This is a genomic window from Jutongia sp. SJQ-6, from assembly GCF_054161275.1.
In genome coordinates this window covers 2,277,548-2,291,210 of the sequence record NZ_CP195314.1, presented here as the reverse complement: position 1 = coordinate 2,291,210, position 13,663 = coordinate 2,277,548, and the positions used below count along the sequence as shown (strand labels likewise).

At 38.4% G+C, this 13,663-nt stretch carries 11 protein-coding genes and 1 pseudogene; 4 read left to right on the top strand and 8 right to left on the bottom strand.

Annotated features, from left to right (window positions below; all coding sequences use genetic code 11):
- Positions 1 to 54 precede the first annotated feature (54 nt).
- Both ACSAJE_RS10365 and ACSAJE_RS10360 read right to left on the bottom strand, forming a co-directional pair.
- Positions 55 to 1,437, bottom strand: coding sequence for an MFS transporter (locus tag ACSAJE_RS10365; RefSeq protein WP_458008996.1), 1,383 nt, complete (start codon positions 1,435 to 1,437; stop codon positions 55 to 57).
- 160 nt (positions 1,438 to 1,597) lie between these two features.
- Entirely contained in the window at positions 1,598 to 4,636 is a 3,039-nt protein-coding gene (locus ACSAJE_RS10360) for a glycoside hydrolase family 2 TIM barrel-domain containing protein (protein WP_458008995.1), read from the bottom strand.
- Positions 4,637 to 5,004: 368 nt separating this feature from the next.
- Here ACSAJE_RS10360 and ACSAJE_RS10355 point away from each other — a divergent pair, with 368 nt between their 5' ends.
- The gene (locus ACSAJE_RS10355) at positions 5,005 to 5,862 is read left to right on the top strand and encodes a helix-turn-helix transcriptional regulator (protein ID WP_118507637.1); all 858 of its coding nucleotides are present in this window, start codon (positions 5,005 to 5,007) and stop codon (positions 5,860 to 5,862) included.
- Between the two features lie 83 nt (positions 5,863 to 5,945).
- Here the strand turns inward: ACSAJE_RS10355 and ACSAJE_RS10350 are convergent, their stop codons facing one another.
- The 3 genes from ACSAJE_RS10350 to ACSAJE_RS10340 all read right to left on the bottom strand — a co-directional run bounded on the left by ACSAJE_RS10350 (position 5,946) and on the right by ACSAJE_RS10340 (position 9,501).
- Positions 5,946 to 7,169, bottom strand: coding sequence for an ATP-binding protein (locus tag ACSAJE_RS10350; protein WP_458008994.1), 1,224 nt, complete (start codon positions 7,167 to 7,169; stop codon positions 5,946 to 5,948).
- 418 nt (positions 7,170 to 7,587) lie between these two features.
- Positions 7,588 to 8,757: a hypothetical protein gene (locus ACSAJE_RS10345; protein WP_458008993.1), complete on the bottom strand. Its 1,170-nt coding sequence runs from the start codon at positions 8,755 to 8,757 to the stop codon at positions 7,588 to 7,590.
- A gap of 285 nt (positions 8,758 to 9,042) precedes the next feature.
- Positions 9,043 to 9,501 carry a hypothetical protein gene (locus ACSAJE_RS10340; RefSeq protein WP_458008992.1) on the bottom strand — a complete coding sequence of 153 codons (459 nt, stop codon included), beginning with the start codon at positions 9,499 to 9,501 and terminating at the stop codon, positions 9,043 to 9,045.
- 65 nt (positions 9,502 to 9,566) lie between these two features.
- Here ACSAJE_RS10340 and ACSAJE_RS10335 point away from each other — a divergent pair.
- A pseudogene (locus ACSAJE_RS10335) lies at positions 9,567 to 9,653 on the top strand (DUF6061 family protein); the annotation flags it as partial.
- Between the two features lie 56 nt (positions 9,654 to 9,709).
- Here ACSAJE_RS10335 and ACSAJE_RS10330 read toward each other — a convergent pair.
- Genes ACSAJE_RS10330 through ACSAJE_RS10320 form a run of 3 tightly spaced genes read right to left on the bottom strand, consistent with a single transcriptional unit; the run spans position 9,710 to position 11,676 of the window.
- Positions 9,710 to 10,612, bottom strand: coding sequence for a TlpA disulfide reductase family protein (locus tag ACSAJE_RS10330; protein ID WP_458008991.1), 903 nt, complete (start codon positions 10,610 to 10,612; stop codon positions 9,710 to 9,712).
- 40 nt (positions 10,613 to 10,652) lie between these two features.
- Positions 10,653 to 11,540 (bottom strand): 4Fe-4S binding protein, encoded by an 888-nt coding sequence (locus ACSAJE_RS10325; RefSeq protein WP_118507524.1) that lies wholly within the window; start codon positions 11,538 to 11,540, stop codon positions 10,653 to 10,655.
- Positions 11,533 to 11,676, bottom strand: coding sequence for a CD1871A family CXXC motif-containing protein (locus ACSAJE_RS10320; RefSeq protein ID WP_009263530.1), 144 nt, complete (start codon positions 11,674 to 11,676; stop codon positions 11,533 to 11,535). Before ACSAJE_RS10320 ends, ACSAJE_RS10325 begins: the two co-directional genes overlap by 8 nt.
- Positions 11,677 to 11,811: 135 nt before the next feature.
- On the opposite strand from ACSAJE_RS10320, the gene ACSAJE_RS10315 reads away from it, so the two are divergent.
- Both ACSAJE_RS10315 and ACSAJE_RS10310 read left to right on the top strand, forming a co-directional pair.
- Positions 11,812 to 12,450 carry a response regulator transcription factor gene (locus ACSAJE_RS10315; protein ID WP_458010066.1) on the top strand — a complete coding sequence of 213 codons (639 nt, stop codon included), beginning with the start codon at positions 11,812 to 11,814 and terminating at the stop codon, positions 12,448 to 12,450.
- Complete coding sequence (locus ACSAJE_RS10310) at positions 12,447 to 13,604, top strand: sensor histidine kinase (RefSeq protein ID WP_458008990.1); 1,158 nt, start codon at positions 12,447 to 12,449, stop codon at positions 13,602 to 13,604. Before ACSAJE_RS10315 ends, ACSAJE_RS10310 begins: the two co-directional genes overlap by 4 nt.
- Positions 13,605 to 13,663: the final 59 nt, after the last annotated feature.

The following is a 13,663-nucleotide window of genomic DNA, read 5'->3' as shown; positions in this document are numbered from 1 at the left end:
CTGTAATTGTTTATTCAATTAAGACAATGCTTTCCTGTTACCAATTTCTGCTCATTACTGCTGAGCGGTTTCTACTGTAATTCCCTTTTCTTTTTTGATCTTTGCATTTGTCTCCTCCACATTCATTCTGGAAAGGATAAACATAATAAGTACATCAAAGATCAGTGGCAGCCAAAGATACATAAACTGCATCATATTCAACGCGGACTGTGGCTGAACAGCATGTGTTCCCACATAACCACTAAGTTCTAAGAGCCATCCTACGACCGCCGTTCCAATACCTCCGCCAATCTTAACGCCAAGTGAAGTACAGGAATACATCGTACCATCCACACGCTTTCCCTGTGTCAGGTATGTATACTCGGAACAAGATGCGATCACTGCATTCATGTCTCCCTGCCAAGGTCCCTGTCCTAATGCTGCTAATGCTGTAAATGCCATCATCAAAGGAATACTTCCCATATATCCGGCAACAACAACAAGAGCTCTGCCAATCATAGCAAGGATGTAACCTCTCAAGTTCAGCTTATACATACCATGCCACTTTCCAACCAGTGTTGGTGTAAAGATTAATGCAATGATAAGAGGAATGTTTACCGCCCAGGCAAATTGTCCAAACAGATTTTTGTTTTTCAAAACCCAGGTCATATAATAAATACCGGCACCGATCATTGCACTGTATAACTGCTGTAAAATATAAGTACCACAGATCATCAGATAAAATTTATTCTTTACCAGCAGCTTGAATGCCTGAACCAGTCCATATTTTTCCTCTTCACCTGTTGTGCCTCCTTCATTTAATTCCTCTTCCGGAAGTTCTTTAACAGATAATGCGGAAATAGTATTCACAACTAATCCGATCACTGCATAAATAATTGCAACCATACGCCATGCGGCTGCATCTCCACCACATTTTGCAACAAATCCAACAGTAACTGCTTGAATCAGAAGACTGGTTGAAAAAGCAAAAATGAAACGGTAAGAACCCATCTGCACACGCTCTTTACTGTTCTTGGTAACAAGTGATGTCAGAGCAGAATAAGCAATGTTATTTGCCGTATAAAACACTCCATTCAACAGCGTATACGCAATAAAGAACCACGCATACTGTGCCGTCCTGCCAAGACTTGTTGGAACTGCAAAACAGGCTACCAATGTAATTGCACAACCAATGTAACCATACAGCATCCATGGTCTTGCCTTTCCCATCTTACTATGCGTCTTATCAATCATTGATCCAAAAAAGATGTCTGTAAATCCGTCGAATAATTTGGAAACGGCAATCAGTGTTCCCACTATACCGGATGCCAATCCTATCGTATCTGTCAGATATACCATCACAAATGATGTCAGGAATGCATACACTACATTTCCCGCAATATCGCCAGATCCGTATCCTATCTTGTTGTACCATTTTAAGTATTTCTTTTCCTCCATAAGAATCGCTCCTTCACTCTTTGTTATTTAGAAACCCCAGTAGTCTATCGTTTTTGTCTTTTCTAATTGTTTGTTGTCAATTTTCCAGAGAAAATTTTGACTGTCCGGACAAAATCTTCATCTTCTCTGGAAATTTGCTTTGGTTATCAAGTGTCTTGTATTATCCTTTTACAAACGGAATTAATTCAAACTGAAACTGAAATGCTTCCTCATCAAACCGATATTTATCCATGACATCCGGTCCGCAGCTATTTGAACCAATTCCATTCATTGCATAATCCATACAGAATACGGTGCTATCCGATTCTTTCAATTCATAATTGTGTGATACCCGTTCCAACTCCTCCTGTGTATAAACAGAAGCGTTAAACGAAAATGGATTCTTTGAAACTGCTGCAATTCCACATTGACCATTTGTAAGCTCTACATAATCACAGTCATAATGGCTTCCATTCTCCTGTGGACGAATATAATCTTCATGCATCTGAGCCACCTTCGAACGGAACAATCCATGACAGGAAGCCTGGTGTTTATCCCGGTAGCTTTCCTGTGGTCCCATTCCAAAATAAGTAATCTCATCCATTTTCTTATTCAAAAACATCCGAATTCCAAACCTTGGCAGATCCGGGAATTCTTTATCTTTTACCGCCTCTATAACCGCCTCTATTTTCCCGTCTTCATTGATCTTCCATGTCATTTCCACATCCAAAATCTTTTGTACGGTATCAGCTACCACTGCCAGATGCTCCATGATCAGCACACCGTGCTTGTTCTGAAGCACCTCTATACGGTATGCTCTGGTATAGGCAGCATCATAATGTGCCTTTTTCCATTCCAGCTTTATATACATATCGTTATCCGTCGGAGCCCGCCAAATATTCAATTCCATTGGATGGTTAATATAACTTCTTCCGGCAAACTGCATGTTCTCAAACAATCCGGTACGCTTATCTAAAACATAAGTAAAATCCTTTGCCTGTAATACGATCTGCTTATCGTTTTCCTTAACAGCAATGGTTCCGATTACTTTTTCCTGCTCCAGCCACTTTACAGCCTGTCTGTTTCTATCATCCCCATTTGCAAGCTTCATTTCATCAAAACCTAATTCATACCCCTGTTCAAGCAACGGCATTTCCTTTTTCAACCGGTAAATAAGCTTCAGATAAATCTTACCGGTATTTGGAACCTGCAGCTTCAACTCCACTTCCGCATCGCTATGGGGTGATGCAACAACATTTGCCAGTTTTCCTTTTTCCACAGTCAATCCATCCTGTGTCATTTCATAGAAAATATCCACATAATCCTTCAAATCATCAAAATCCATATAATTGTGAAGAACCATCTGTCCGTTTTCTTGGTCATAAGACACGATTCTCACCGGACGATAAACATTTTTATATTCCAGCAGTCCCGTATGCGGTGTACGATCCGGATAGACCAGCCCGTCCATACAGAAATTGCCATCATGAATGGTTTCTCCATGATCCCCTCCATAATAATATCTGGTCTTTCCATTTTCTGCCGTTCCATGTGCAATTGCATGATCACACCACTCCCAGACAAACCCGCCACACATCCGATCATCCTTATGAATCATCTGAAAATAATCTTCAAAATCTCCCGGTCCGTTTCCCATACTATGGCAGTACTCTACCAGCAGAAACGGTTTGCTTCCGTCTTTTTTCAGATAATCCTCTATCTCCTGCAGTGACGGATACATCCGGCTGTAAAGATCCAAATTGTCATAATCATAGGTAATATCATAATTACGGTATCTTGCACTTTCGTACTGCGTGATCCTGTCCGGATCAAACTTCTTTGTCCATGCAAGCGCCTTTTCAAAATTACATCCATACGCACTTTCATTTCCCATAGACCACATTACAATGCTTGGACGGTTTTTGTCTCTCTGTACCATAAGCTGGACACGGTCCACAATTGCCTTTTCCCATGCCGGATCATCTGCAATCTTTTCATTCCAACGGTGAAAACGGTTCTGGTCTGTATCCTCCTTCCGGTACAGCATAAATGGTCCATGTGCCTCAATATCCGCCTCGTCAATCACCATAAATCCATATTCATCGCACATCTGATAAAAATATGGTGCATTTGGATAATGACTGGAACGAATAGCGTTAAAGTTATGCTGCTTCATCAACATTAAATCCTTTTTGATCTGCTGGATATCGATCACAAATCCTGTCTCCGGATCAGAATCATGGCGGTTGACTCCACGGAATTTAATCTTTTCTCCGTTAAAATAAACAACCTTGTCCTTAATTTCAATCGTACGGAAACCAATCCGATCAACGATCACTTCATCCGGCATTGTCAAAATAACCTGATACAAATAAGGATTCTCCGCATTCCATAAAACCGGATTTAACACGGTCAGTTCTAACACACCATTCTCTGCTGTTTCCCCTCTTGCTACGACTGCTCCATATTTATCTTCTATAGTAACTTTCGTTTCCACTGGTTCTGCAAAATGCATATCCAATTTCACAACAACGCTGTCTTTTTCTACATCTGTCGTAATGTAATAATCTCTGATTGTCTTTTCTGGTCTTTTCAGCAAATAAACATCTCTGAAAATGCCACTCATCCGAAACTTATCCTGATCCTCCAAATACGATCCATCACACCATTTGAGCACCAGAACCGCTAATGTATTTTCCCCTTCATTCAGCAAGTCTGTTACATCAAATTCACTGGTAGCGTGAGGCACCTGACTGTATCCGGCATAAGCACCATTTACCCATACATAAAAACAGCTATCGACACCTTCAAAATTCAGAAATGCTTTTGATGCCTTTTTTTCTCTGTGATATTCAAAGTTATGAACATATGCTCCACATGGAATATCCTGTGGCACATATGGTGGATCGAATGGAAACGGGTAACGAATATTCGTGTACTGATGCGTGTCATAACCATCCATCTGCCATACACCCGGAACAGTTACCTGATCAAACCCGGAAACATCATAGCCTTTCTCATAAAATGATTCCGTTACGTCATAAATGCTGTTATAATACTGAAACTTCCACTCTCCGTTTAACAGCTGAAAACGATCCGATCTTTCCCGATGCTCCACTAGATCATTCATACGAACTGATGCCGGAATGTAATATGTCCTCGCTGGCATTGTCTTGTCGTGCATAACATTCAAATCTTCATAAAAGTGTGGTACGAGCATTGTGTAATCCCCCTTTAATATATATTTTTTTGTTCACCGCATTAGGTAATCAACAAAATACCTTCTGTGTCTCATTATCTTCCGTCCCTGTATTACCTTGAAACCATCATATATTTTTGCAAAGAAAATGTCTATAAACAGAAATGGACAAAGCATGCACAAAATGATACACTAAAGTGAATGCAGTTTTAGTTGTATACCAATATTGACTGCTTGCAGTCAAATATTGGTATACGGCCAAAACTATATGAGCGCAGCTCTCACCGAAAAACCGTAGGTTTTGAGGTGACATTCACTTTATGTATAGTTTCCGGTTCACCATTGACTGCTAACAGTCAGACAGTTCACTTTCCAAAGGAGGACTCAAAATGTATATAAATTCCGGTTATCACAATCACTCCCTTATCGACTTCAAAGACAAAAGCCGACCACTTATTGTAGGAAGCTGTGGCACCTATCGCCTATCCTCACACCCAAAGCTTCCAACTTATCGTCCCAAAGGAAGACTTGACTTTCAAATCATCTATATAGCAGCCGGACGAGCTCATTTTCATTTTGACAACGCAGATGACGATACTGTCGTTACAGCAGGAAACATAGTACTTTACCGCCCCAAGGAATTCCAGAAATATGAATACTATGGCATTGATAAAACAGAAGTTTACTGGGTGCATTTTACCGGAAGTGATGTAAAGAACATTTTAAGAAATTATGGTTTCTCGAATGACCAGCGTATCTTCCATGTTGGAACATCTCTGGAATACGAACGTATTTTTAAACGCATTATTTTAGAATTGCAAAGATGTCAGGATGATTACGAAGAAATGCTGACACTACTGCTACGCCATTTACTGATCATTTTTCACCGGGAGCTTACTCGTAAATATGTACTAAAAAACGAATACCTCGATCATGAAATGGACACTGCAGCGTCCTATTTTAACGAAAACTATAACCGTGATATCAACATCGAAGAATATGCTGTTTCCAGAGGAATGAGTGTCAGTTGGTTTATTCGGAATTTCAAAAAATTTACCGGTACAACACCTATGCAGTTCATCACCTCCATCCGAATCACTAATGCTCAGATGTTATTAGAAACCACAAATTACGCCGTAAATGAAATTGCACGCATTGTCGGTTATGATAACCCACTGTATTTTAGCCGACTGTTTCATAAACAAAAAGGCTGTTCACCATCTGAATATCGAAAACTTTTAAAATGAACCAATAAAAGAGGCTCTGCATACGGCGAGTGCTGAAATGCCCAAAGTAGTTTTCCCCATTGCTAATATTTTAAATGCTAATCCTAAATCATCCAAATCGGTACAATATAATTCTCTCTGTCAATTGCACTGAGTCCTGGTTTCATACAAATAACAGCTCCTTTCGCACGAGGTGTAGATGACTTATCTAACAAATCAAACACCTTTACCAGCTCAGTACCCGGATTTGAAGTTTTCTTAATCTCAATTGGATTTAAAACGCCATCATGCTCAAGAACTATATCAATCTCTTTGGCATCCTTATCTCGATAATAATACAAGTATGGTTCTTTTCCACAATTCAAGTAGGTTTTCATGATCTCAGCTACTACATAATTTTCTAGAATTGCACCATTCATAGCTCCACTCTCTAACGTTTCTGCACTACTCCACTTCGTTAAATAACACACTAATCCTGTATCGTAGAAATATATCTTAGGTGTTTTTACAAGACGTTTTAATAAATTATTAGAATACGGGTGGAGATAAAAAATTATGCCCAATGTTTCTAAAATAGCCAACCATTTCTTTGCTTGAGTCTGATTAATATCTGCATCCCTAGCGATTTCTGCCACATTCACCATCTGACCACATCTTGCAGCTACTGCAGTAATAAATCTAAGAAACTTAAGCGAATCTATAGCATCTGACAATTCTTTTACATCTCTCTCAATATAAGTGGACAAATAACTACTATAGAAAATCTGGCTATTACTGTTAGCACCACTTACAATTGCCGGCATAGATCCTTTATATATTCTTTCAAAAATCGCTCTTGTATCAGCCTTTTCTCTTTTCTTCTTTCTTTCGTTTAAAGCCTCCATTTCAATTGAAAATGGTTCCATCTCTCCACCGCATATTTCCGCCTGTGATAAAGATGTAAGTGATAGAACAGCCACCCTTCCTGCCAAGGACTCTTGCACCCCTCTCATCAATTTAAATACTTGAGAACCAGTAAGCCAAAATGCTCCCGGTTCATGATTCTTATCTACATGCATCTTTATATAAGTAAATAATTCCGGTGCATACTGGACTTCATCAATCAATACAGGTGGCTTATGCAACTGCAGAAACAATTCCGGATCCGTTTTTGCAATATTTCTTTCATTCAAATCATCTAGCGTTACGTAGCCTCTTTCTGTTCCTTCCATTAATTTCTGAAGCATTGTTGTCTTGCCCACCTGCCTCGGTCCCGTAACTAAGACTACCGGGTATTCCTTTGTCACCTGACTTACTACATTCTCCAAATTTCGTTTTATATAATTCATATTTTCAACCCTCTTTCGGCTAATTTATATTCTGGTTATATTTTAGCCGAAGCAAGACGAGAAATCAAGTTGTTTTCGGCTAATTTATATTCTGGTTATATTTTAGCCGAAAAAATATTTTTTATCCAGCTACCATATTCCCTAAAATACAATTTTCTTTGCCTCGCTTCTAATCACAATGTTTGTGCAAGTGTTTGATTATGACGCTTGGCATATTTTTTATCTGGCGTACTCATATTCCATCAGGCGTACATCCACTTTCTTTGTTTTTGGATTTTTCACTTTCGGTCTTCTTGGCCTTGCCATTTTTATATATCTCCGTCACATCCTAACCACAGTATGCTTTTTGTCCTCCAAAAATTCAAGCACTCTCTCCATAATTTTCTCATTCATCCTTTTCCACATCGGCATGGATATACTACCATACTTTTATGATTTTCTGCTTATCTATAATATCATCATTGTAATGTATTTCTCTTTCCTGAAACTTTACATATCCTTCTAAGATTGTAAGTCCAATTTCCCCATTGTAATCATATAATTTTTCTTCTTTATCTGATCCTAATTTTGTATAATAAACACCGTCTAATTTATGATACAGACAATTATATTCATCTTCATATATAAGTTCAATGTTAGTATACTCATTTACCTTATATAATTTATCCTCTTTTTCATCATAAGAAAAAGAAAAACTATAATCCAAATCATCCGTACAAAAAGTTAATAGTCCCACATATTGACTATATACATTACAAATGCCGTATATTTTATCATTGGTTTGAAAACTATAAATCAGAAAATTCTCTTCCTCTTTTTTCATCATACTATATATTTGATTCAAACGGGAACGGATTTCTTTATCCGACTCCTCGGAAGCTATTTTCCCATCACAATATTTCACATAATCTATTTGACCAAAAACAGACAAAGGTTTTTGATCACTATAATAGTCTGTTTTATGACAATAATCCGATGAACAGCGATACAATTGTTGTTCACCAACATTTGCTATTTTGTCCCCGCTTATTTCATTCCAATCATCCATACAGTTAGGAAATTTTTCTAAAAATTTTCTCTCACTAATATAATGGGTTGCTTCAATATGACTATTCGAGATATTAGAATCCCATCCATTAAAATCAGCTGTTTCATCATAATATCCATACACAATTCCATTGCTGACACTAACTCTACTGAACGGTAATGATATTTCTTTTATTAACTCTCCTTTCTTGTCAAAAACATTTAAAAAACCAGCTGTTTCATCTTCGTTGGAACAATACACATAAAAGTAATCATTTCCTGCAGTAATCTCTAAAGATTGACGATTCTCAGATAATTCAACAGAGCGTCTGTTTTTCTGTTTTTCATCCAAAAATACAACTTCTTTTGGATCTATAGTAAGAAAAGCAATCTCCCCTGTTCCTAATACAGCAAATGAAAAATCTGATGAGATTGTCCCAATGGAAGAAGGTAAATCCTGATTTTCCTCCTCTAACATCATTTCACTTAAACCTTTAAACGAACAGCCACTTAAAATATTTATTATAATAAAAAACATAAAACATTTTAATATTTGTTTCATACTAATCCTCATTTCTGAGCGACTTGTTGCTTGGTAGTAACACCTCAAAGTCGTACTACTTAGAATGCTACACTAAATTTTACAAAAAAAAGAACCCGACACATTAGGTTCTTCCAGGTGTAATCCGAAGACATCCACCGCAATTCTTATATATAAGATACTACTTCTGCATAAAATATGCAAGAATTTTATGATTTGCTAATGAATTTTTGTAAGGCATTCATATTAGGTCTATGCTGTGTACCAACCACCTGATTATAAATGTTAATTGGCAATTCATTAGAGTCATCTTCTTTTACCTGGTAACTCACTAATCAATGGTTGTATTGTCTTATAAATGTGTGAAACCACTGTTCCATCTGAATACAATTTTAACAATCCATTATTCACTTGCTGTTTAGTTTCTGACTTCAAAATAATCTGAATGATTTCCTCTTTGCAATCCACATATATTTTCTTCTTAATGTGCTGGCCAAAGAAAGAACGAACCTGCGATTCTCTTTTTGCAACTTTACTCTTTGATTGCACAAATTTCTCAAGAACAGACTTAACATCCTCATATACTTCGGAATAGTTATTAAAGGAGTTCCTGATGTCATTGTGAATTCCATTTAGCATTCTTTCATCATTACAATGAGCAATAACAAACTTGCAGATTCTATTTGCCGAATTGCTATCATATCCTATAGCCACAAGTCCATGCTGCATAAACAGGTTTAATTCACTTCTATCATCGCCTATCATTCTTAAGTTCAATAATAACATTGCAATGTAAAAGCCGATTATAAATTCGCATAGACACAGCATCCCTTGATGAACCACCAGAATATGCGAGACTGTATCTTGATGGGAATTTACAGATGTGGGTAGATGCAGAAGATTCCTTGACATTATAGTAATGTTCAAAAAAAGCTCTCTGTGCAATGCACAGGAGCTTTTTATATGTAGACCTCTATTTATTTGTGCTGTCTGCATCAATTACAGACTGAATCTGCTTCATAAGGGCATCATAGTTGTCCTTGTTATCAATTCCGCCGAGCATTGGTTTTCCTACAATATTGCCATTTCTGTCAACAAGTATAGTTGTTGGAAAGGCCATGATTTCTGAGGCATATTTACCGGCAGCACTAGAGGAGTCAATTGACAGATTACGATATTTGACACCCTGGCTTTTAAGAATAGAGGCAGCCTCTTTGATAGCTGTTTTATTGCCATCGAAGGTCTCAGTGTTGATGCCAACAACTTCTCCGCCCTTTGATTTGATAGCATCATTTAATTCGTTAAGCTTGGATAATTCAGCGACACATGGTTTGCAGCCGGTAAACCAGAAATTGACGACTGTTACTGCATTACCGGAAAACAGGCTGTCATCAACCTTATTGCCATCAAAATCCTCACCGGAAAAATCACTGAATACAGATGAGGCTTTAGAGCTGTCCTTCTTGTTATCGTCTGATGATGTATTTTTGTTTTCAATCTCTGCTATCTGTTTCTCGATTTTTCGTATAGTTTCAATATCCTCATTAAGTGTTTTAAGCTCATCGTCTGTGAATGAATTCTTGTTTGATTCTACGGTACCGGCAAGATAATCAGCATAATTTCCGTTTGGATCGGCGTCACTTTTGTTCATCATGCCAAATGCCTTGTTCCACACATCAGCGTGATCTGCAAAAATCTGATTTTCCTGCTGATATAAATCATCCCGCCTGGAATTTGATTTACCGGATGCTTCTGAGCCGGCTTCAGTCTGAGTGTTCTTAGAATCTGTTGTGGAATCTTGCTTTACGCCACACGCTGTAAGTGATAATGCTATGCAGAGTGTAAAAATAGAAATAAATAATACTTTGTTTTTCATGAGTAATGTCTCCTTTAAATAATAGTAAAATGTTTAATAGCTATCTGTTGTCATTTTTTTGACATGATTTTCCCATAAACCGGTAGCAGATGGCGTCCTTCGGACAGGCCTTTATGCAGGCACCGCAGCGTATGCACTCGAGGTGATCCGGTGTCTTACACACATCCACATCCATCTTACATGCCTTTGAGCATTGACCGCATCCGACACATTTGCTGCTATCAACGGTGATTTTGAGCAGGCTGACCTTATTAAATAATGAGTAGATTGCTCCAAGCGGACAAATCCATTTACAGAAGGGCCTGTAAAATAAGATACTTAGTACAATCACTGCAATTAAAATCATACACTTGAAAGAAAAAAGCTTTCCCAGCGCAGAACGGATAGCAGCATTTCCAATAGATAACGGTATAGCACCCTCTAAAACACCCTGAGGACAGATATATTTGCAGAAGAACGGGTCTCCCATTCCTATAGAGTTCGTTACAAGCATCGGAAGAAGTATAACGAAAACAATAAGAATGACATATTTTAGGTACCTAAGAGGCTTTAGTTTGGCTGTGGATAATTTCTTTCCGGGGATTTTATGAAGTAAATCCTGAAACCATCCAAATGGGCACAAAAAACCACATATAAATCTGCCGAGAGTTACACCGAGTAAAATAAAAAATCCGGTTATGTAGTATGAAAACTTAAATTTTGATGATCCGACAACTGCCTGAAATGCCCCTATTGGACAGGCTCCTGTCGCGGCAGGGCAGGAGTAGCAGTTTAATCCGGGTACGCATACTGTTTTTGCATTGCCCTGATATATTTTACCCTTAAATAAATTTGGAATATGAATATTGGTCAGCAGCGTTGCTGCGGCCTGTATCCAGCCACGTATTTTTGCCAGTTTTCTTGATAGTAATTTCTTTTCCTTATCCAATTCCGACACACTCCAGACATAGTTTTATTGCTTTACCAAGCACTGTAGCCGCCTCACCTCTGACTGCACCATAGCTTATCATGGATACTCCAAGGATAAGCAAAATGATTTGACATGTTTTTTGGTATTTCAACATAATGTTGCTCCTTTTTATTGTATTATTGACCAGCTGACTTTGGTATTATACAATATAGGTTGTAAAATTATTGTTAAGAAGCAGGAGAACATTTTGAGATTATTAATTGTTGAGGATGAGAAACAAATATGTGATATGGTTGCAAAGAGTCTGTATGCTGCCGGTTATGAGGTGGATACCTGTTATGATGGGAAAGAGGCTCTTGAATATATACTGTCGGAGAATTATGATCTGATAGTTTTGGATTTGAATCTGCCGGGGATGGATGGCATGGAGCTTCTTAAGGAGCTTAGAAAATACAATGATGAAACTAAGGTTTTGATATTATCTGCAAGAGGTCAGATTGCTGATAAGGTAGAGGGACTGGATGCAGGAGCAAATGATTACATGGAAAAACCATTCCATCTGCAGGAGCTTGAGGCACGTATCAGAAGCCTGACAAGAAGGAAATTTGTACAGAATGATATATGTCTTAAATGCGGAGATATAAAGTTTGATACGATTAAACGCGAGGCATATGCAAAGGAAGAGCCGGTTCAACTGACAAGAAAAGAGAATGGTATTTTGGAATATTTACTTATCAATATAGGCAGACCGGTGAGTCAGGAAGAGCTGATAGAGCATGTGTGGGATGCCACGGCAGACAGCTTTAGCGGAGCAATCAGGGTACATATGTCTTCACTTAGAAAAAAGCTTAAGGCGAAGCTGGGATATGATCCCATCCAGAACAAGGTAGGTGAAGGCTATAAAATACGGGAGGAGTCTGACAGATGAAAAGAATGTCGCTACAGTGGAGACTTACGTGTATTACTACATTGTGTATTGCTATTATATGTGGCTGCCTGACTATGTTTGTCTATAAAAATGGTGTGCATTACATCGATTCTCTGCAGGATGCGGTAGAGTCACAGGGGGATGAAAAAGGAAACAAATCAGATGAAATATATATCAGCATACCGGACGATAAGTGGGATGAGTTTGCGGATAAATTTTCGGTTCAGGTGTACAATAATAAGGCCGACTATAAAAGAAACAGTCTGATAATCACGGTTTTGCTGGCGCTTTTGGGAGGTGTCGTCACTTATTTTATAAGCGGGCATGCACTCAGATCAATCAGGGAGTTTTCAGATAAAATTGAAGAGGTACAGGCTCAGAATCTGTCTGATTCAAGAATAGAGGAAAACAATGTTAAGGAACTGAACCAGCTGAGTATTTCTTATAATAAGATGCTTGAGCGTCTGTCGGAAGCATTTGAGATACAGAGACAGTTTACTGCAAATGCAGCACATGAGCTGCGTACTCCATTAGCGTTAATGCAGGTACAGCTTGATTTATATAATTCTGCCTCTCACCCGGGAAATGATGCAGACACTTTGCAGACCATAAAAATGGTTACGGAACAAAATGATAAATTAAACAAGATGGTAAAGACTCTTCTTGACATGAGTGAGCTTCAGACGGTGGGAAGGGATGATAAAATTATATTGGATGCTATTGTTGAAGAGGTTTTGGCAGACCTTGATCCTCTTGCCGTGGAAAAGAATATAAAGCTGATCGGAAAATGTGAGGATGCCACTATGATAGGCAGTGATATCCTTATTTACAGGCTTGTATACAATCTGGTTGAAAATGCTATCAAATATAATCATCCGCTCGGACAGGTTACAGTAACCGCATATCAGAGAAACAAGCATGTTTATCTGTCTGTAGAAGATACGGGAAGAGGAATACCAAAGAAGCTTAGGGAGAGAGTGTTCGAGCCATTCTTCCGTGTGGATAAAGCCAGAAGCCGGGAGCTGGGTGGCGTAGGGCTAGGTCTTGCTTTTGTCCGTGAAATCGTTAGAGCACATGATGGCAGTATTTGTATCAAATCAGGCAAGACTGGGGGAACGATTTTCGAGGTGACTTTTGCACAGCATTCAATGTAGCGTTCCATTTTACACATTTGTCAACGCTATTAAAACAGATTTGCTAAAATGGCATATGA